We start from the raw sequence: 19989 nt of genomic DNA on the forward strand, positions 1-19989 counted from the left end.
ATGGCGAAGAGGTCACACCCGTTCCCATACCGAACACGGAAGTTAAGCTCTTCAGCGCCGATGGTAGTTGGGACTTTGTCCCTGTGAGAGTAGGACGTCGCTAGGCAAAAAGAGATCACTCATTTCTTAATGAGTGATCTCTTTTTTTACTAAAAAATTATACCACTTGTGTACTATAGCAAACTAGTTATATAGTAAGTAGTTTGCTACAAAATATAAGACAAATATTATACGAAATAAAAGGACTCTGCTGAGTCCTTTTATTACACTGATTTATACTGTTATTTGTTCCATTTCAAGCTGCAGGGCATATGCTTTTTGAATCATATTGATAAAGGGTTCCACGTATTGGGGATCGAACTGCTGGCCTGCACAAGTGCGTAGCTCCTGGATAGCTTCTGTGAATGTCTTCGTCGCTTGATACGGCCGTTCGGTTGTCATAGCATCAAATGAATCGATAATACATAAAATGCGTGCTAGCTTTGGTATTTTGTCTTCCTTTAAGCCATGTGGATAGCCGTTTCCATCAAATCTCTCATGGTGAAGTTCGACAAGAGGGATTAGGTCAATTAAATTTTTATTCGTAGAGATAATTTCCTTTCCCCATAATACGTGCTTTTTCATAATTTCCCATTCATGTGGATCCAATTTTCCTTTTTTATTAATGATATCTCGCGGGATTTCAAGCTTACCGATATCATGAACAAGTGAACCTAAAATAAATGTTTTACGCTCAGCGTCGCTTAATTTTAGCTCTTCACTAAAATCAACAGCATATTGGTATACGCGCTTACTATGTCGATATGTATAGACGTCCTTTGAAAGAAAGATATTGAGCTGTTGTTCCGCTTCATTCAATTCTTTTTCAAATGAGAGGGTTTTTTGCATGGAATATTCTTCATCAGCAATACGAATCATATTTTTTCCTTGCTCTTTGGCACTGTACATTGCTTGATCGGCTCTGTTTAGCAGTTCTTGTGAATCGTATAATTCTTTTTTATATTCTGAAATTCCGGCAGAGAAGGATAGACAATGATAAGGAAGACGTTCCACTCCATCAAAATACGAATCATTTACTTTTTTACGAAGACGATCCATAAACATAGCTGCCTGTTTAACCGGTGTATTCTGCATTAAAATCGTAAATTCCTCACCGCCATACCGTGCAACAAAATATCCATGTTTATTACACTCGGTTTCGAGAAAGGCACCAAAAAACTTTAATAGAGAATCCCCTTGTATATGGCCATAAAAGTCATTGTATTTTTTAAAATCATCAATATCAAGAAGAGCAAGACTTAATGGTTGATTGGAAGAACTAGCTTCCTTTACTTTTTCTTCTAATACGTCTTTAAAATAAGCGTGATTGCTGAGGCCGGTTAGAAAATCTTTGTTGGCTTTTTCACTTGTTTTTAAGTAAAGTTCAAAGTGTTTTCGGAAAGCAAAGGATAATAATAATAAAACACATATTAGTAAAAGGTAACCTAATATTAGCTCATTTTGAACTAATATTATCAATATAACTGATAATAATATGGTTACCACATATAAAGATATACCCTCTTTTAACATTGTATACAGTATTGATAAATAGTTATCCTTAGAAATAAGCTTTAAATATATACTTAAAATAACAATATTAATTAGACAGTATATAAATATAGAAAATAGAAATGGGTAAAAATTGTAATCAAAGGGAGGCTTTCCGATATTTCCGCCTAAACCAATAAAAGTATAGTAGAATCCAATTAGCATAAAATTATATACTGCAAAGTTTAATAAATGTTTCCACCACGCAATTTTTTTATAAATAACCATAAATAAGACAGAACTAAATAAAAGAATGTTTAAGGTGAAACTTAAACCAAACATATAACAAGTAGCAATAAAAATAGCAGAATCCATTGATAATGAATTTCCTTTAGGTGGCAAAATAATAGTATAGTACGTAATTAGACATAAACTAATTGCTAAAAAAATTTTAAAATAAATATTGGACAAAGAAAATAAAGTACTATGGGAAAAAACAATATGTAAAGATACTCCTAGAATGGTTAGTGAAGTAACAATTAATTTTATAGGATTAATTAAGGTGGTGTTCATATCTCTCACTCTCATCTAGATTAATATATAAACTTAAATAATATTTAATAAAAAAATAGCAATATGCTATTAAAAGTATCCCATTTTAAATTTCAGATTTGATTATAGTAATCTGCTCATTGAGACAAAATAGACACATTGCTATTTTTCTAATTACAACTTTATGAAATTTATCCTACTCTAAATCCAGAAGTCAAAGCAACAATCAAAGAACCAAGAATAATAGCATTAAATAAAACACGACTAGTAGCTAGCTTTTTCATATTGTCTCACCTCCTTTAATTGTTTTCGAACGGGGTTTTGTAATCATAAGCCATTGGACAAATATAAAAATTCCAATGTTCATAATAATATCACCGATGCTGACTACCTGTGTTTTCGGATAGGGGTGAGTAATGGGGATGATATCGCCTAAAAACCCGAGATGCGTACTAGCTGTAAGTGCTTGGTGTTTTGCATACACACCACCGTTTTTTAATGCATCTCCGTACATAGGGTCGAGAACACTAGCTGCATCAAGTGAAACGGGCATTCTTCCACCGTTAATGATCATTACTAGAAAATTTAAGAATACACCTAATAAAATAAGATAAAATCCTTTATAATGCCGATTCAAATATAGAAAAGTAAGACCTAACACATAGACCAGCATGTAAAAAGTATTACTTACTAACATTAATGTAGAAAATCGATCTTGTAGTATGAATACGAGAATTTCTAGGATTAGTAGAATCGGAAAGATTATTCCACCTTTAATATGTAAGCTTGCTAGCTCCTTTAAGCTACCTCTTCTTAAAAATCCAACTATAATTGAAATAATCATTCCATCGAGTACCATAATAGCTTCCACCTATTCTATATATTCAAATATTAAAGTTAGAGAATAAAAGCAAAATGAAATGTTTATAATAATTAGTTATTTAGAGTTAATCTACTTTTTAAATCATACAAGTAAAATCAATTAAATGTCAATATATTGCAATGTAAAAATTATCTTAATATATAGAAAATACCAAATGGTGAGATATTGAAGCTAGAAGGGATTTTAACATTCTGCTGAAATACGAATAGAAGTTTGTCGTTCTAGCGAAATACGAATAATTTTACTGATGTTTTCTATAAACGTTCGATTTTTATTGACATTTCTTGCTTGAATTTGATATTATAGCGATGGATAATTTAAATACGGACACCTCATATAATAGCGGGGATATGGCCCGCGAGTTTCTACCCAATGACCGTAAATTTTTGGACTATGAGGGAAAGTTACTCAGCTTGTGTTCGTTTGTACGAGAGTAGTATGCCTGAGTAGAATACTTTCCCTATATATTGGGGTGTGTTCTGCTTAGGCATTTTTTAATAGGACAGGGGGGACGAGCAATGCCAATAGTCGGAGTTGTTATGGGGAGTACATCTGATTGGGAAACGATGAAGCATGCGTGCGATATGTTGGATGAGCTTTCGATTCCATATGAGAAGAAAGTTGTTTCAGCGCATCGTACACCAGATTATATGTTTGAATATGCTGAAACCGCTCGTGATAGAGGCTTGAAAGTGATTATTGCTGGTGCTGGAGGAGCGGCACATTTACCCGGTATGATTGCAGCGAAAACGACGCTACCGGTTATCGGTGTTCCTGTTCAGTCGAAGGCGTTGAATGGGTTAGATTCTTTGTTGTCCATTGTGCAAATGCCAGGTGGTGTTCCGGTTGCTACGGTTGCCATCGGGAAAGCAGGAGCTTTAAATGCTGGTTTATTAGCAGCAGAAATACTAGGTGCATTTGATGAATCAATTTATAAAGCGCTAGAACAGCGCCGTGACGATATTAGACGAAAAGTGTTAGAGGATAGTGAACTATGATGAACAAAGTTATCTTTCCTGGTCAGACGATTGGGATTATCGGTGGTGGTCAGCTAGGCAGAATGTTAGCTCTTTCTGCAAAGGAAATGGGTTTTCGTATTGCAGTGCTGGATCCTACGCCTAATTCGCCATGTGCGCAAGTTGCAGATATAGAAATTGTTGCATCCTATAACGATCAGCAAGCGATTGAAAAGCTTGCAAGTGTTAGCGATGTGATTACCTATGAATTTGAAAATATCGATTATGATTGCTTACAATGGATTGAGGAGCATTCGTATTTGCCGCAGGGAAGTCAGCTGCTGCATGTAACACAGAATCGATTTACAGAAAAAAGTGCGATTGTGGAAGCTGGCATACCAGTTGCAGCTTTTCGTCTTTGCCAAACAGAAGACGATTTAATCCACGGTGTTGAAGACTTTTCTTATCCTTGTGTGTTAAAGACAACAACGGGTGGCTATGACGGTAAAGGGCAAATTGTTTTGAAAAGTGAGGAAGATTTAGCAGAAGCAAAACAACTTATTGAACAGCGTGAATGTATTTTAGAAGATTGGGTTCCGTTCGATAAGGAAGTTTCCGTTATTGTAGTAAGAGGTATAGGCGGCGAAACAAGCGTATTTCCGGTTGCTGAGAATATTCATGTCGAAAATATCCTACATGCTTCCATCGTTCCGGCTCGTATTTCCGATGAATTAAGAGCACAGGCAGTTAGATGTGCAGAAACATTAGCAAATGAGCTTGGTTTAATCGGCATCTTAGCGGTTGAAATGTTTGTAACGAAGGATGAGCATATTTTTGTGAATGAATTAGCGCCAAGACCGCATAATTCTGGGCATTATACGATGGATGCTTGTGCGACAAGTCAGTTCGGGCAACACGTTCGCGCGATCTGCGGATGGCCGCTTGGTGAAATAACTTTATTAAAACCAGTTGTCATGTTTAATATTTTAGGAGAACATATAGAGGCGGTCTATCAAAAGATTGACCAGTATTCCAATGCAAAGCTGCATATGTACGGTAAAGCAGAAGCGAAGAAAAAGCGGAAAATGGGTCATTTAAACATTTTAGCGCAAAGTACAAAGGAAGCTTTAGAGAAAGCAAGTGCACTTCGCATTTGGGAACGCGAAGAACAATGGTTGGAGGGAAAACGATGATTAATCGCTACACGCGCCCGGAAATGGGAGCAATCTGGACAGAAGAAAATAAGTTTAACGCTTGGTTAGAAGTAGAAATTCTTGCTTGCGAAGCTTGGTCAGCACTAGGAGATATTCCGAAAGAAGACGTAAAGAAGCTTCGGGAAAATGCGTCATTTGATATAAATCGCATTTATGAAATTGAAAAGGATACTCGTCATGATGTGGTTGCCTTTACAAGAGCTGTATCAGAAACGTTAGGAGAAGAACGGAAATGGGTGCATTATGGATTAACTTCTACTGACGTGGTAGATACTGCGCTTTCCTATTTATTAAAACAAGCAAACGATATTTTGCTAAAAGATATTACAGCATTTATTGAAATTCTAAAAAATAAGGCAAACGAACATAAATACACGGTTATGATGGGTCGTACGCACGGTGTTCATGCAGAGCCAACAACATTTGGATTAAAGTTGGCACTTTGGTATGAAGAAATGCGGAGAAATCTAGAACGCTTTAAGCAAGCTGCAGATGGAGTACGCGTTGGAAAAATGTCTGGGGCTGTCGGTACATATGCAAATATTGATCCATTTATTGAAGCATATGTGTGTGAAAAGCTTGGACTTCAAGCTTCTCCTATTTCAACACAAACGTTGCAACGTGACCGTCATGCACACTACATGGCAACATTAGCGTTAATCGCGACATCTATTGAAAAGATGGCTGTTGAAATTCGTGGTTTGCAAAAAAGTGAAACACGTGAAGTTGAGGAATTCTTTGCGAAAGGTCAAAAAGGATCTTCTGCAATGCCTCACAAACGTAATCCAATTGGTTCAGAGAATATGGTAGGTATGGCTCGCTTAGTTCGTGGTTATATGCAAACCGCTTATGAAAATGTTCCACTTTGGCACGAACGTGATATTTCACATTCTTCAGCAGAACGCGTTATTTTACCGGATGCTACCATTGCATTGAATTATATGCTCAATCGTTTTGGAAACATCGTGAAAAACTTAACTGTATTCCCTGAAAATATGAAACGGAATATGGGAAGAACATTTGGACTTATTTATTCTCAACGCGTTATGCTTTCTCTTATTAATAAGGGAATGGTTCGTGAGGAAGCATATGATACTGTGCAGCCGAAAGCAATGGAAGCATGGGATAAACAAGTTCAATTTAAAGATCTTGTAGAAGCAGATGAAAAAATTACGAGCAAGTTAACACAGGAAGAAATTGATGAGTGCTTTAACTATGAACACCATATGCGTCACGTGGACACCATCTTCAAACGCCTTGGTCTAGATTGAAAATAATATAGGGCACAGATTTCAGTCTGTGCCATTTTTATCCTGATATATAGGGGCGGGATAATTTCACCAAGGTTCCATGGAAATCGAAGATCAGGCTTACGGGGCCACCACTAAAGTAGGGAAAGAGCCTTCCCTTCTTTAGTGAAGTATAGCTTCATTAGTCTGATGATTCATAATTATAAAAATAACAGGGGGCTTATGACATGCAAAAGCTAGAGCAGCTATATGAAGGAAAAGCAAAAATTATGTACCGTACAGAACAAGAAGATGTCGTATGGGTTCAATATAAAGATAGTGCAACTGCTTTTAATGGAGAAAAGAAGGCAACCATTGCAGGAAAAGGCCATTTAAATAATGAAATTACTTCGCTTCTCTTTACTAAGCTGAAGGACGCTGGCATTCCGAGCCACTTTATTGAAAAAATTTCTGATACAGAACAACTTGCAAAGAAAGTAACGATTATTCCTCTTGAAGTTGTTGTTCGAAATATTATTGCTGGAAGTTTGGCAAAACGACTTGGATTAGAAGAAGGAACTCCTCTCGAAGAACCGATTGTAGAATTTTATTATAAAGATGATGACCTTGGTGATCCTCTTGTAACAGAAGACCATATTCGCGTGTTAAACATTGCTTCACCCGAACAATTGCAAGAGCTTCGCACATTAGCATTGCGTGTTGATGAAGTGTTAAAAGAGCATTTTGCAAGTTGCAAAGTGAGATTAGTGGACTTTAAATTAGAGTTTGGACTTACAAAAGAAGGCGAAATCCTTCTTGCTGATGAAATCTCTCCAGATACATGCCGTCTATGGGACGAAGAAACGAATGAAAAGTTCGACAAAGATGTATTCCGTAGAGACCTTGGAAATTTGACTGACGCCTATAAAGAAATCTTAAAACGATTAGGGGGAATTTCACATGTTTAAAGTAAAGGTTTATGTAACACTTCGCAAGAGCGTATTAGACCCACAAGGAGCAGCAGTGAAAAATGCGTTGCATAGTTTATCCTTTACTTCCGTACAAGATGTCCGTATCGGAAAATATATGGAATTGATGGTAGATAAGAACGTGACTGATATTGACAGCATGATTAAAGAGATGTGCGAAAAATTATTAGCCAATGTTGTCATTGAAGATTACCGATATGAGATCGAGGAGGTAGTCGCACAGTGAAGTTTGCCGTAATCGTTTTTCCAGGATCGAATTGTGACGTAGATATGTATCATGCGATTCAAGATGAACTAGGCGAAGAAGTGGAATATGTTTGGCATGATGAAACGAGTTTAGATGAGTATGACGCGATTCTATTACCGGGTGGTTTTTCATACGGTGATTATCTTCGTTGCGGAGCTATTTCACGGTTCTCAAATGTTATGAATGCAGTAATCGAAGCTGCTAATGCTGGTAAGCCAGTCCTAGGTGTCTGCAATGGATTTCAAATTTTAGTAGAAGCAGGTCTTCTCCCTGGTGCTTTAATTCGAAATAAAAACTTAAAGTTTATGTGCCGTACGGTGGAGTTACGGGTTGAAAACAAATCGCTCTTTACCTCTCAATATGAGATTGGAGACATTATTCGTATTCCGATTGCCCATGGTGAAGGAAACTATTATTGCGATGAACAAACATTGAAGGCGCTTGAAGAAAATCACCAAATTGCCTTCCGTTATATCGATAATCCGAATGGAAGCATTGCAAATATTGCAGGAATTACGAACGAGCGCGGCAATGTTCTCGGCATGATGCCGCATCCAGAGCGCGCTGTAGATGCGCTCCTAGGCGGAGACGACGGATTAAAGTTATTTAAATCGATTTTGAAGTATTGGAGGGAATCACATCATGTTACAGCTTGAGCCAAGTCCAGAGCAAATTCAAGAACAAAAGCTTTATGCCCAAATGGGACTTTCAGACGAAGAGTTTGAAATGGTAAAGAATATTCTCGGCCGTATGCCGAACTATACGGAGACTGGATTATTCTCTGTTATGTGGTCCGAGCATTGTAGCTATAAGAATTCAAAACCAGTGCTTCGTAAGTTTCCAACTTCAGGAGATCGCGTACTGCAAGGACCTGGCGAGGGGGCTGGTATCGTTGATATCGGTGATCAACAGGCAGTTGTATTTAAGATTGAAAGCCATAACCATCCTTCTGCCATTGAGCCCTATCAAGGAGCTGCAACTGGTGTAGGTGGAATTATTCGCGATGTATTTTCAATGGGAGCACGTCCTATTGCTATCTTAGATTCTCTTCGTTTTGGTGAGCTAACAACACCACGCGTTAAATATTTATTTGAGGAAGTTGTTGCAGGAATTGCTGGATATGGGAACTGTATCGGGATTCCAACAGTAGGCGGAGAAGTTCAATTTGATCCATGCTATGAGGGAAATCCACTTGTTAATGCTATGTGCGTAGGGCTTATCAATCATAGTGATATTAAAAAGGGGCAGGCACACGGCGTCGGCAACACGGTTATGTATGTAGGTGCTTCCACTGGCCGTGACGGCATTCATGGTGCTACCTTTGCTTCTGAAGAATTATCTTCTGAATCGGAATCGAAACGTCCTGCTGTGCAAGTAGGGGATCCATTTATGGAAAAGCTTCTTTTAGAAGCTTGTCTTGAACTTGTTCATTTCGATTCTCTTGTGGGTATTCAGGATATGGGGGCAGCGGGATTAACTTCATCTGCTGCTGAAATGGCAAGTAAAGCCGGTATGGGAATTGAAATGTATTTAGACGATGTGCCGCAGCGTGAAACGGGCATGACGGCTTATGAAATGATGTTATCTGAATCCCAAGAGCGTATGTTAATTGTAGTTAAGAAAGGTCAAGAGCAAGAGATTGTTGACTTGTTTAAAAAATATGATCTAGCAGCGGTTGCAATTGGAAAAGTAACCGATGATAAAATGCTTCGTCTTTTCCATAAGGGTGAAAAGGTAGCAGACGTTCCAGTAGATGCACTTGCAGAGGAGGCACCTGTGTATCATAAGCCTTCTAAAGAGCCTGCTTACTTCTCACAATTTCAAAATATGACGATTCCGGCTCCAAAGCTTGAAAATTATAAAGAAACATTACTAGCGCTTCTTCGTCAGCCTACGATTGCAAGTAAAGAGTGGGTCTTTGATCAGTATGATTATCAAGTGCGAACCAATACTGTTGTAATCCCAGGATCAGATGCTGCTGTTGTTCGCGTACGCGGTACGAAGAAGGCACTTGCGATGACAACGGATTGTAATTCTCGTTATATTTATTTAAATCCGGAAATCGGCGGAAAAATTGCGGTTGCCGAGGCAGCGCGCAATATCGTGTGCTCAGGTGCAGAGCCTCTTGCAATTACAGATTGCTTGAACTTTGGAAACCCTGAAAAGCCAGAAATTTTCTGGCAAATCGAAAAATCAGCTGACGGAATGAGTGCAGCTTGTACTACACTTGGAACACCTGTTATTGGCGGGAATGTTTCTCTTTATAACGAACGGAGCGGAGAAGCTATTTACCCAACACCAACAATTGGTATGGTAGGATTAGTTCACGATTTGTCACATGTAACAACGCAAGAATTTAAGCAAGCCGGCGATCTCATTTATGTGATCGGTGAAGCAAAAGAAGAATTTGGTGGCAGTGAATTACAAAAAATGATGGATGGTATGATTTGTGGACCATCTCCTAGCATAGATTTAGAAGTAGAAGCAAGACGTCAAAAGCAATTGCTTACTGCGATTCAAGCTGGTTTAATTCAGTCTGCTCATGATATTGCTGAAGGCGGTTTTGCTGTAGCCATAGCTGAATCACTTATTAGTGCAAAGGCACTTGGTGCAACGGTACAGATTAAGGGTGAAGCTGTAGCAGAATTATTTGCAGAAACACAGTCACGATTTGTTATTTCGGTTAAAAAAGAAAATAAAGAAGCTTTTGAAAACATGGTAGATGCAGAGCTTATTGGAGAGGTCACTGATACTGCTATACTTACAATTCAAGATGGTGAAGAAAGCCTTGTGACTGCACAGGTTGATGAGCTGGTAGATGCTTGGAAAGGAGCTATTCCATGCTTGCTGAAATAAAGGGCTTAAATGAAGAATGTGGCGTGTTTGGAATTTGGGGCCACAGTAATGCAGCACAAATTACGTATTATGGACTTCACAGCTTGCAGCATCGTGGTCAAGAAGGAGCAGGAATTGTTACGAACGATGGTAAAAAACTTGAAGGACATAAAGGGCTAGGACTCATTACAGATGTATTCTCGAACGGAGAACTTAGTCAGCTTAGCGGTGACGCTGCAATTGGGCATGTTCGCTATGCAACAGCAGGCGGCGGAGGATATGAAAATGTCCAACCTCTTTTGTTTCATTCTCAAACGGGAAGTCTCGCACTTGCTCATAACGGTAATCTAGTAAATGCGAATCGAATTAAGCTTGAGCTTGAAATGCAAGGCAGCATTTTTCAAACAACATCAGATACAGAAGTGCTTGCTCATCTGCTAAGACGTTATAATGAATTTCCATTAGTAGAACGTGTGAAGGTAGCGCTTAATAAAATACAAGGTGCCTATGCATTTCTTATCATGACGGAATCAGAGCTGATAGTGGCTCTGGATCCGAATGGATTCCGACCTCTTGCACTTGGTAAATTAGACGATGCCTATGTGGTCGCGTCAGAAACATGCGCCTTTGATATCGTTGGAGCAACATATATTCGTGATGTAGAGCCTGGAGAATTGCTTGTCATTTCCGATGAAGGTATAGAATCTCAAATATTTGCTGAAAAGACGAAGCATACAATCTGTAGTATGGAGTATATCTATTTTTCACGGCCAGATAGTAATATTGACGGGATTAACGTACATGCAGCACGGAAAAGTATGGGGAAACAACTTGCGAAAGAAGCACCTGTTGAGGCAGATATTGTAACAGGCGTTCCGGATTCCAGCATTTCAGCAGCTATCGGATTTGCTGAAGCTTCGGGGATCCCATATGAACTTGGACTTATTAAAAATCGGTACGTTGGTCGAACCTTTATTCAGCCATCCCAAGAACTTAGGGAACGTGGCGTGAAGATGAAGCTTTCTCCTGTACGAGGTATTGTAGAGGGAAAGCGGGTCGTGATGATTGATGATTCCATTGTGCGTGGAACGACGAGCAGACGTATTGTGGGAATGCTTCGCGATGCCGGTGCAACGGAAGTACATGTTCGTATTGCAGCGCCGCCGATTGTAAATCCTTGTTTTTATGGCATTGATACTTCCTCTCGTGAAGAGCTGATTGCAGCTAATCATTCCATTGAAGAAATCCGTGAAATGATTGGCGCAGATTCCCTTTCATTTTTAAGTGAAGAAGGATTAGAAGAAGTAATCGGAAGTCAGCAATCAAGCGAATGTCGTGGACAATGTATGGCATGCTTTAATGGAAAGTATCCAACGCCGACTTATGAAGATGAGCTTATTCATCAACGTGATTAAAGACTAGAGGGGGGATTCCCCCCTTGTTTTAATCATTTCCTTCCGGTTTTTATAGATTTAAATAAATTGTTCGGATTTAGGACTTGGTTTGTTTCCATATGTCCACTTTTTTGAATTGAAAGGAGAAAAACCATAATGGCAGATGCGTATAAGCAAGCAGGAGTGGATATTGAAGCAGGATACGAAGCAGTGAATCGTATGAAAAAGCATGTACAGAAGACGATGCGTAAAGAGGTACTTGGCGGACTTGGCAGCTTCGGAGGGATGTTTGATCTTTCTGCATTTCAATTAGAAGAGCCAGTTCTTGTTTCCGGCACAGATGGGGTAGGAACGAAGCTCATGGTTGCATTTATGATGGACAAGCACGATACGATTGGAATTGACGCGGTTGCGATGTGTGTCAATGATATCGCCTCACAAGGTGCAGAACCATTGTTCTTTTTAGATTATATTGCGTGCGGAAAGGCAGACCCTTCTCGTATTGAAAGTATCGTGAAAGGTGTTGCAGATGGATGTCAGCAAGCTGGCTGTGCATTAGTTGGCGGAGAAACAGCTGAAATGCCGGGCATGTATGGAGAAAATGAATACGATCTTGCAGGCTTTACGGTTGGAATTGTGGATAAGAAAAAGCTTATTACGGGAGCGAATATAGCGCAGGGAGATGTTCTAATTGGTCTTGCATCAAGCGGTATCCATAGTAATGGGTATTCACTCGTTCGTAGGGTGCTTCTAGAACAAGGAGAGCTCTCCCTTCATGAAACATATGGCAAGCTAGATACAACGTTAGGAGAAGAATTGCTACGTCCAACGAAAATTTACGTAAAGCCAGTTCGTGAAGTGATGAAGAAGTATGAGCTAAAAGGAATTGCTCACATCACAGGCGGAGGATTTATTGAAAACATTCCTCGTATGTTGCCTGAGGGGATTGCAGCTGAAATCGATTATGGTTCATGGCCTATTCTACCGATTTTCGACTTGCTTCAAGAAACAGGTAAGCTAAATCGTAAAGATATGTTTAATATTTTCAATATGGGAATTGGGATGGTATTTGCAGTAAAAGAAGCTGACGTTGAAGGTGTACTTGATCTACTACAATCAGAAGACGAACAGGCATATGTAATTGGTAGAACAATCGCTGGAGAAGGCGTAACGTTTAGCGGAGGTCAGATGGAATGAACCGATTAGCAGTATTTGCATCCGGAACAGGCTCTAATTTTCAAGCAATTGTTGATGCGATTGAGGACGGTGTACTTGATGCACAAGTATGTATCCTTGTCTGTGATAAACCGAATGCGAGAGTAGTAGAAAGAGCATTGGCACATCAGATTCCAACCTTCGTATTTCAGCCGAAAAGCTATCAATCGAAAATGGCATTTGAGACGGAAATATGCAAGCAGCTTCGCAAATTAGAAGTGGATTGGATTATTCTCGCAGGGTATATGCGTTTGATTGGGGAAACCCTTCTTAGCGCTTATGAAGGACGAATTATTAATATTCATCCATCCTTACTTCCTAACTTTCCAGGTAAGGATGCCATTGGACAAGCACTTGCAGCTGACGCTGTAACGACAGGTGTAACCATCCATTATGTAGATGAAGGTATGGATACAGGTCCGATTATTGCACAGCAAGCTGTCTCAATTGAGAAAGATGATACGCATGATAGTTTGCAGAAAAAGATTCAACAAGTGGAGCATCAGCTATATATTGAAACGATTTCAAATTTAGTAACAGGGGCGATAAAACGATGAAGAAGCGTGCATTAGTAAGTGTATCTGACAAAACAGGAATTGTTGAATTTGTAAAGGGTCTTAAAGAACAAGGAGTAGAGGTTATTTCAACAGGTGGTACACATAAATTACTAGAGCAAAACGGTGTGGATGTAATTGGAATCTCAGAAGTAACTGGTTTCCCTGAAATTATGGACGGTCGTGTAAAGACATTACATCCTAATATTCACGGGGGCTTACTAGCTGTACGTGACAACGAAACACATATGGCACAAATGAAAGAATTAGGTATTGAACCAATCGATTTCGTAGTGGTAAATCTGTATCCATTCAAAGAAACGGTTGCAAAACCAGACGTAACGTTCGCTGATGCTATAGAGAATATTGATATCGGCGGCCCAACTATGATTCGTTCTGCAGCGAAAAATCATGAATATGTTACGGTTATTGTTGATCCTGCAGACTATGATATCGTACTTGCACAGCTGAAGGAAAACGGAGAAGTATCAAAAGAACAAAAGCGTAAGCTGGCAGCTAAGGTATTTCGTCATACAGCAGCATACGATGCTCTTATTTCTGAATACTTAACAAAGCAGGTTGGTGAAGAAAGTCCTGAAACTGTTACATTAACATTTGAAAAGAAACAAGATTTACGTTATGGAGAAAATCCACATCAAAAAGCAACATTCTACAAGAGCCCATTTGCAGAAACTTCTTCTATTGCGTACGCAACGCAATTACACGGCAAGGAATTGTCTTACAATAACATTAACGATGCAAATGCAGCACTTGGTATGATAGAAGATTTCTCTGAGCCTGCAGTAGTTGCCGTTAAACATATGAACCCATGCGGCGTCGGTGTTGGAGGTAATATCTTTGAAGCATACGAACGCGCGTATACAGCTGATCCTATTTCCATTTTTGGCGGTATTATTGCAGCAAATCGTGAAATTGATAAAGCAACAGCAGAAAAAATGCATGAAATTTTCTTAGAAATTATTATCGCGCCATCATTCTCAGAAGAAGCATTAACAATCCTTGAAGGAAAGAAAAACCTTCGTCTTCTAACTGTTGATTTAGAAAAAGGAGAAACAAAACGTAAGTTTACATCCGTTCGCGGTGGTTTATTAATTCAAGATGAAGATACTGTATCTTTAGAAGATGTAACGATTACGTATCCAACAAAGCGTCAGCCGACAGAGAAAGAATGGGAAGATTTAAAACTTGCATGGAAAGTTGTAAAACATGTTAAATCAAACGCAATTGTTCTAGCAAAGGACAACATGACAATCGGAATTGGGGCAGGACAAATGAATCGCGTTGGTTCTGCAAACATTGCTATTGCACAAGCAGGAGAAAAGGTTAGTGGCTCTGCACTTGCATCCGATGCATTCTTCCCAATGCCTGATACAGTTGAGGCAGCTGCTAAAGCAGGAATAACTGCGATTATTCAACCAGGTGGAAGTATCCGTGATGAAGATTCTATCAAAAAAGCAGATGAATATAACATTGCGATGGTGTTCACTGGAGTACGCCACTTCAAGCATTAAGGAGGAAGATGCATGAATGTATTAGTAATCGGCCGTGGGGGCAGGGAGCATGCGCTAGCGTGGAAGCTAGCGCAGTCCAGCTCTGTTGATACCGTATATGTAGCGCCAGGAAATGAAGGTATGCAGGAAATTGCAAAGCTCGTTCCTATTGAAGAACTTGATTTTGACGCATTAGCATCCTTTGCAAAAGAGAAAGAGATTGCCCTAACTGTAGTAGGACCAGAAGTTCCTCTTACAGCGGGTATTGTCAATCATTTTGAAGAAAAAGGATTACGTATATTTGGTCCTCGTAAAGAGGCTGCTATTATTGAAGGCAGTAAGGCGTTTACGAAGGAGCTTATGAAAAAGTATCAAATTCCGACTGCTTTCTACGAAGCATTTACAGATTATGATTCTGCTGTCTCTTATGTGAAGAAAGTCGGAGCACCTATTGTCATTAAGGCAGACGGGTTAGCAGCAGGTAAAGGTGTAGTCGTTGCAATGACGGAAGAGGAAGCTCTATCAGCAGTTCAAGATATGCTGCAGGGAGCAAAATTCGGAGAAGCAAGTAAAAAAGTCGTAATTGAAGAATTTTTGGAAGGGCAAGAATTCTCTTTAATGGCATTTGTTAAGGGTACGACTGTTTATCCAATGGTCATTTCGCAGGACCATAAGCGTGCATTTGATGGTGATGAGGGACCTAATACAGGAGGAATGGGTGCTTATTCTCCTGTACCGCAAATCCCGCAAAGTATTGTTGATTCAGCAGTTGAAACGATTCTACAGCCGGTTGCAAATGCAATGGTTACGGAAAATCGATCTTTTACAGGTATTCTCTATGCAGGTCTTATTCTAACGACAGAAGGTCCGAAAGTAATTGAATTTAATGCTCGTTTTGGTGACCCTGAGACAGAGGTAGTTCTTCCTCGGTTAGAAAATGATTTGGTAGATGTAATGAACCGTGTACTAGATGGGAATCCAATCTCGCTTCAATGGTCAGAAGAAGCTGTAGTTGGTGTATTTCTTGCCGCAAAAGGGTACCCAGAAGGTTATGAGAAGGGACACGTTATTCACTTTGGTGAACTAACAGATGAAGCACTAGTCTTTCATGCTGGTACGAAAATGAAGGACGGCATGTTTGTGACAAATGGAGGACGGGTACTATTTGTAGCAAGACGCGGTAAAGATTTAGCTTCAGCAAAAGAAAAAGTGTATCAAGAATTACAGCATATACAAAGTGAAGGATTGTTTTACCGCTCGGATATAGGGCAAAAAGCAATTGATTATATGCAATGAACAAATGGCTAGCAGATTTGCTAGCCATTCTTTTTGTTAGATTCCCAAAATATCTGATGCTATTTTTGCTTCCATTTTTTCATCGGAAGCATTGTATGATGATGAAGGCTTCGTTGCATTGTTTTTATTAGGAGTAGCATCTTCTTTGGTGTCATGATTGCAGCACTTCGTTACATTTAGATAACGGCTTAGCTTACATACTTCTGTGATTGGGCAGAAACGTACGATTCCTTCAGCAACCCTCATTGCGCCTATCCAGATCATTAGCTTAGGAAAAACTCTCCAAGGTGTACGTACTAATCTTGCTGTCGCAAAGCTTACCACTGCTAGGCCAATTGTAATGCGAATGAGGGCATTTAACGTCCCAATATTCGGTTTAAACACGATTAACAGCTCCTTTCAGACATAACATTGGAAATAGAAATTCTATTTCATCATGTAGTGTCTCACTTCAAATTTTTCTCTATACGAACCAACTTTTAGCTGTTTCAAGATTTTTAGTAGATAGTAGTTTTTCCCATCCTTAGCATTACTGTCTGTTCATGTAGAATAACTGCGCATAGGCACACTGGAAATATACATATCGTATGTTCGTTAATCCACAATTCTTTGGTATAATGAAATAATGCACAACGTATGGAAGAGGTGTGTTCATGTACGAAATAAAAGAATGGAAGCATGTATTTAAGCTTGACCCAGAAAAGGAGTTAAGTGAACAGGATTTAGAGCGCATTTGTGAATCTGGAACAGATGCAGTGATCGTTGGTGGAAGTGATGGGATTACATTAGATAATGTATTATATATGCTCGCAAGTATTCGTAGATATAGCGTTCCTTGTGTGCTAGAAGTATCGGATTTAGAATCATTAACACCGGGATTTGATTATTATTACATACCTTCTGTCTTGAATAGTCGGAATGCAGAATGGATTACCGGTTTTCATCAACGAGCACTTAAGGAATACGGAGATATTATGAATTGGGAAGAAATTTTCATGGAGGGATATTGTGTTTGCAATCCTGATTCGAAGGTAGCGCAGCTTACAAATGCCAATTGCAACCTGGATGCACATGATATCGTTGCTTATGCACAGCTAGCAGACAAGCTGCTTCATCTTCCTATTTTTTATTTAGAATATAGCGGAACGTACGGAGATGTTAACATCGTAAAGCAAGTGAAGCAAAATTTGGAGCATGCTCATTTTTACTATGGCGGAGGAATTAAAACCACAGAGCAGGCAAAGGAAATAGCTCAGTATGCAGATACGATTGTCATCGGAAATTTAATATATGAAAACATCAAAGAAGCATTGAAAACGGTACAAGCAGTGAAAGGGAAGTAAGGAAGGTGACAAAATGAGCAATATCAATAAATTGATAGCAGGGTTAAATCCTGAGCAACGAAGTGCAGTACAAATGACAGACGGACCATTATTAATTATGGCCGGTGCAGGTAGTGGAAAAACACGTGTATTAACACATCGCATTGCCTATTTACTTCAGGAAAAAGGAGTTGCTCCTTGGAACATCGTGGCGATTACCTTTACCAATAAAGCGGCTCGCGAGATGCGAGACAGAATCGATAAGCTTGTTGGTCCAGATGCAAATGATGTTTGGATCTCAACCTTCCACTCGATGTGTGTTCGTATATTGCGCCGTGATATTGATCGTATTGGGATTAGCCGTAACTTTACCATTTTGGATAGCAGTGATCAGCTATCTGTTATGAAGGCAATCGTTAAGGAACGAAATATTGATCCGAAGAAGTTTGATCCACGTGCATTTCTTGGATCTATTAGCAGTGCAAAAAACGAATTAATTCACCCAAAACAATTTGCAAAACAAGCATCAGCAGATCCCTATGAGCAGCTAGTTAGCGATATATACGATGAGTATCAAAAGCGACTTCAAAAAAACAGTTCCCTTGATTTTGATGACTTAATTATGACAACGATTCAACTATTTGAACGTGTTCCAGAGGTACTCGAATTTTACCAACGGAAATTCCAATACATTCATGTGGATGAATATCAAGATACAAATAAAGCGCAATATGTACTCGTAAAGATGCTCGCTGAGCGTTTGAAAAATATATGCGTTGTTGGTGATTCGGACCAATCGATTTATCGTTGGCGCGGAGCAGATATTTCAAACATCCTCTCCTTTGAAAAAGACTATCCGGATGCGAAGATGATTATGTTAGAGCAAAATTATCGTTCTACAAAAAACATACTGCAAGCTGCCAATGCTGTAATTGGATATAACGGCAATCGAAAGCCGAAAAAATTATGGACAGAAAATGAAACGGGAAACATGATTTCGTACTATCATGCGGTGACGGAACAGGATGAAGCGTATTTTATCGCCAAGAAAATACGCGAGCAAGTAGAATCTGGTAAGCGGAACTATGATGATTTCGCGATATTATATCGGACAAATGCACAATCACGTGTGATTGAAGAAGTGTTTTTAAAATCCAATATTCCATACAAAATCATTGGCGGAACAAAGTTCTATGACCGAAAAGAAATTAAAGATATTCTAGCCTATCTTCGCTTTATTTCGAATCCTAATGATGAAATTAGCTTCAGACGAATTGTCAACGTACCAAAGCGAGGAGTTGGAGCATCTTCCATAGATAAGATTATTAATTATGGGGCAGAGCAAAATCTTCCTTTATCAGAGGTTCTCACTCAAATTGACTTTGTTGGATTAAGTGGGCGTATAACAAATGCAGTCTCACAATTCTATGAACAAACATCTGGTTGGATTAAGATGAGCGATTATTTATCCATTACTGAGCTTGTTGAAGATGTATTAGATAAAACAGGCTATCGAGATATGCTTGAAAGTGAACGATCTTTAGAAGCACAGTCTCGTTTAGAAAACTTGGAGGAATTTTTATCTGTTACACGAAACTTTGAGAAGCAAAGCGAAGATAAGAGCCTTATTGCTTTTTTAACAGATCTTGCTTTAATTGCAGATATCGACCAAGTGGATGAGCAAGCGAGTCAAGAAGAAGTGTTGCTTATGACCATGCACTCTGCAAAAGGGCTTGAATTTCCTGTCGTCTTTATCGCTGGGGCAGAGGAAGGAATTTTTCCACATATGCGCTCGCTAATGGATGAAACCGAAATGGAAGAAGAGCGCCGCCTTGCCTATGTGGCTGTTACGCGTGCAGAGGAAGAATTATATGTTACGAATGCGCAAATGCGGACTCTTTACGGAAAAACAAATATGAATCCGGAATCTCGCTTTTTATCAGAAATTCCTGCTAACTTACTTGAACCGCTTCACAATGTGCCGCAAAAGCGTAAAGCAGCAGCTGTATCTAGATCTACATCTACATCTAGTCGTACGAGTCGTACGGTGCATGCTCCATATAAATCAACGGGCGGAGAACAAATCGGCTGGAAAGTAGGAGACAAAGCATCACACAAAATATGGGGTACTGGAACCGTAGTAAGGGTTAAAGGGGAAGACAAAGATATGGAGCTTGATATTGCATTCCCGAGTCCAACCGGAATTAAGCGATTATTAGCGAAGTTTGCGCCGATTTCAAAAGTGTAAGGAAAGGATGAGAC

General features: G+C 39.3%; 17 protein-coding genes, 1 rRNA gene and 1 riboswitch. Of the genes, 15 read left to right on the forward strand and 3 right to left on the reverse strand.

Translation table 11 applies throughout. The features are described 5' to 3' along the window. Nucleotides 1–106, forward strand: a 5S ribosomal RNA gene (gene rrf, locus ACM5BR_RS15185); the annotation flags it as partial. A 167-nt stretch (nucleotides 107–273) separates the two neighbouring features. Here the strand turns inward: rrf and ACM5BR_RS15190 are convergent. Together ACM5BR_RS15190 and ACM5BR_RS15195 are read right to left on the reverse strand one after the other, a co-directional pair. Continuing rightward, nucleotides 274–1905, reverse strand: a complete 1632-nt coding sequence (locus ACM5BR_RS15190) for a diguanylate cyclase (RefSeq protein ID WP_416828857.1) — start codon at nucleotides 1903–1905, stop codon at nucleotides 274–276. Nucleotides 1906–2362: 457 nt separating this feature from the next. After that, a complete protein-coding gene (locus ACM5BR_RS15195) occupies nucleotides 2363–2941 on the reverse strand; it encodes a DUF5317 domain-containing protein (protein ID WP_416828858.1) in 579 nt (192 codons plus the stop codon). A 336-nt stretch (nucleotides 2942–3277) separates the two neighbouring features. After that, nucleotides 3278–3379: riboswitch (purine riboswitch) on the forward strand. A gap of 104 nt (nucleotides 3380–3483) precedes the next feature. Here ACM5BR_RS15195 and purE point away from each other — a divergent pair. The 12 genes from purE to purD all read left to right on the forward strand — a co-directional run bounded on the left by purE (nucleotide 3484) and on the right by purD (nucleotide 16405). Continuing rightward, complete coding sequence (gene purE, locus ACM5BR_RS15200; RefSeq protein WP_416828859.1) at nucleotides 3484–3963, forward strand: 5-(carboxyamino)imidazole ribonucleotide mutase; 480 nt, start codon at nucleotides 3484–3486, stop codon at nucleotides 3961–3963. After that, nucleotides 3963–5114, forward strand: a complete 1152-nt coding sequence (gene purK, locus ACM5BR_RS15205; protein WP_416829055.1) for a 5-(carboxyamino)imidazole ribonucleotide synthase — start codon at nucleotides 3963–3965, stop codon at nucleotides 5112–5114. Before purE ends, purK begins: the two co-directional genes overlap by 1 nt. Then, nucleotides 5111–6406 (forward strand): adenylosuccinate lyase, encoded by a 1296-nt coding sequence (gene purB / locus ACM5BR_RS15210; protein WP_416828860.1) that lies wholly within the window; start codon nucleotides 5111–5113, stop codon nucleotides 6404–6406. Before purK ends, purB begins: the two co-directional genes overlap by 4 nt. A 206-nt stretch (nucleotides 6407–6612) precedes the next feature. Then, nucleotides 6613–7332 (forward strand): phosphoribosylaminoimidazolesuccinocarboxamide synthase, encoded by a 720-nt coding sequence (purC, locus tag ACM5BR_RS15215; RefSeq protein WP_416828861.1) that lies wholly within the window; start codon nucleotides 6613–6615, stop codon nucleotides 7330–7332. Then, nucleotides 7325–7579, forward strand: a complete 255-nt coding sequence (gene purS / locus ACM5BR_RS15220) for a phosphoribosylformylglycinamidine synthase subunit PurS (protein WP_416828862.1) — start codon at nucleotides 7325–7327, stop codon at nucleotides 7577–7579. The genes purC and purS overlap by 8 nt, the downstream gene beginning before the upstream one ends. Beyond that, the gene (purQ, locus tag ACM5BR_RS15225) at nucleotides 7576–8256 is read left to right on the forward strand and encodes a phosphoribosylformylglycinamidine synthase subunit PurQ (protein WP_416828863.1); all 681 of its coding nucleotides are present in this window, start codon (nucleotides 7576–7578) and stop codon (nucleotides 8254–8256) included. Before purS ends, purQ begins: the two co-directional genes overlap by 4 nt. Next, complete coding sequence (gene purL, locus ACM5BR_RS15230) at nucleotides 8240–10456, forward strand: phosphoribosylformylglycinamidine synthase subunit PurL (RefSeq protein ID WP_416829056.1); 2217 nt, start codon at nucleotides 8240–8242, stop codon at nucleotides 10454–10456. Before purQ ends, purL begins: the two co-directional genes overlap by 17 nt. Continuing rightward, the gene (gene purF / locus ACM5BR_RS15235; RefSeq protein ID WP_416828864.1) at nucleotides 10441–11850 is read left to right on the forward strand and encodes an amidophosphoribosyltransferase; all 1410 of its coding nucleotides are present in this window, start codon (nucleotides 10441–10443) and stop codon (nucleotides 11848–11850) included. The genes purL and purF overlap by 16 nt, the downstream gene beginning before the upstream one ends. Nucleotides 11851–11985: 135 nt before the next feature. Further along, complete coding sequence (gene purM / locus ACM5BR_RS15240; RefSeq protein ID WP_416828865.1) at nucleotides 11986–13026, forward strand: phosphoribosylformylglycinamidine cyclo-ligase; 1041 nt, start codon at nucleotides 11986–11988, stop codon at nucleotides 13024–13026. Continuing rightward, nucleotides 13023–13601, forward strand: a complete 579-nt coding sequence (gene purN / locus ACM5BR_RS15245; RefSeq protein WP_416828866.1) for a phosphoribosylglycinamide formyltransferase — start codon at nucleotides 13023–13025, stop codon at nucleotides 13599–13601. Before purM ends, purN begins: the two co-directional genes overlap by 4 nt. Beyond that, entirely contained in the window at nucleotides 13598–15130 is a 1533-nt protein-coding gene (purH, locus tag ACM5BR_RS15250) for a bifunctional phosphoribosylaminoimidazolecarboxamide formyltransferase/IMP cyclohydrolase (protein ID WP_416828867.1), read from the forward strand. Before purN ends, purH begins: the two co-directional genes overlap by 4 nt. 12 nt (nucleotides 15131–15142) lie before the next feature. Beyond that, entirely contained in the window at nucleotides 15143–16405 is a 1263-nt protein-coding gene (purD, locus tag ACM5BR_RS15255) for a phosphoribosylamine--glycine ligase (RefSeq protein ID WP_416828868.1), read from the forward strand. A 36-nt stretch (nucleotides 16406–16441) separates the two neighbouring features. Here purD and ACM5BR_RS15260 read toward each other — a convergent pair whose 3' ends face one another. Next, nucleotides 16442–16789, reverse strand: a complete 348-nt coding sequence (locus tag ACM5BR_RS15260) for a YgaP family membrane protein (protein WP_416828869.1) — start codon at nucleotides 16787–16789, stop codon at nucleotides 16442–16444. 269 nt (nucleotides 16790–17058) lie between these two features. Here ACM5BR_RS15260 and pcrB point away from each other — a divergent pair, with 269 nt between their 5' ends. Both pcrB and pcrA read left to right on the forward strand, forming a co-directional pair. Continuing rightward, the gene (gene pcrB / locus ACM5BR_RS15265; RefSeq protein ID WP_416828870.1) at nucleotides 17059–17748 is read left to right on the forward strand and encodes a heptaprenylglyceryl phosphate synthase; all 690 of its coding nucleotides are present in this window, start codon (nucleotides 17059–17061) and stop codon (nucleotides 17746–17748) included. 13 nt (nucleotides 17749–17761) lie between these two features. Beyond that, nucleotides 17762–19975 carry a DNA helicase PcrA gene (gene pcrA / locus ACM5BR_RS15270; protein ID WP_416828871.1) on the forward strand — a complete coding sequence of 738 codons (2214 nt, stop codon included), beginning with the start codon at nucleotides 17762–17764 and terminating at the stop codon, nucleotides 19973–19975. Nucleotides 19976–19989 lie beyond the last annotated feature (14 nt).

Source organism: Ectobacillus polymachus (assembly GCF_048159605.1).
GTDB lineage: Bacteria > Bacillota > Bacilli > Bacillales > Bacillaceae_G > Ectobacillus > Ectobacillus polymachus.

Excerpts from the sequence above, each read along its gene's own strand:
- ACM5BR_RS15190 (WP_416828857.1), bottom strand. The coding sequence starts at position 1,905 with ATGGATTCTGCTATTTTTATTGCTACTTGTTATATGTTTGGTTTAAGT.
- ACM5BR_RS15195 (WP_416828858.1), bottom strand. The coding sequence starts at position 2,941 with ATGGTACTCGATGGAATGATTATTTCAATTATAGTTGGATTTTTAAGA.
- purE (WP_416828859.1), top strand. The coding sequence starts at position 3,484 with ATGCCAATAGTCGGAGTTGTTATGGGGAGTACATCTGATTGGGAAACG.
- purK (WP_416829055.1), top strand. The coding sequence starts at position 3,963 with ATGAACAAAGTTATCTTTCCTGGTCAGACGATTGGGATTATCGGTGGT.
- purB (WP_416828860.1), top strand. The coding sequence starts at position 5,111 with ATGATTAATCGCTACACGCGCCCGGAAATGGGAGCAATCTGGACAGAA.
- purC (WP_416828861.1), top strand. The coding sequence starts at position 6,613 with ATGCAAAAGCTAGAGCAGCTATATGAAGGAAAAGCAAAAATTATGTAC.
- purS (WP_416828862.1), top strand. The coding sequence starts at position 7,325 with ATGTTTAAAGTAAAGGTTTATGTAACACTTCGCAAGAGCGTATTAGAC.
- purF (WP_416828864.1), top strand. The coding sequence starts at position 10,441 with ATGCTTGCTGAAATAAAGGGCTTAAATGAAGAATGTGGCGTGTTTGGA.
- purM (WP_416828865.1), top strand. The coding sequence starts at position 11,986 with ATGGCAGATGCGTATAAGCAAGCAGGAGTGGATATTGAAGCAGGATAC.
- purN (WP_416828866.1), top strand. The coding sequence starts at position 13,023 with ATGAACCGATTAGCAGTATTTGCATCCGGAACAGGCTCTAATTTTCAA.
- purH (WP_416828867.1), top strand. The coding sequence starts at position 13,598 with ATGAAGAAGCGTGCATTAGTAAGTGTATCTGACAAAACAGGAATTGTT.
- purD (WP_416828868.1), top strand. The coding sequence starts at position 15,143 with ATGAATGTATTAGTAATCGGCCGTGGGGGCAGGGAGCATGCGCTAGCG.
- pcrB (WP_416828870.1), top strand. The coding sequence starts at position 17,059 with ATGTACGAAATAAAAGAATGGAAGCATGTATTTAAGCTTGACCCAGAA.
- pcrA (WP_416828871.1), top strand. The coding sequence starts at position 17,762 with ATGAGCAATATCAATAAATTGATAGCAGGGTTAAATCCTGAGCAACGA.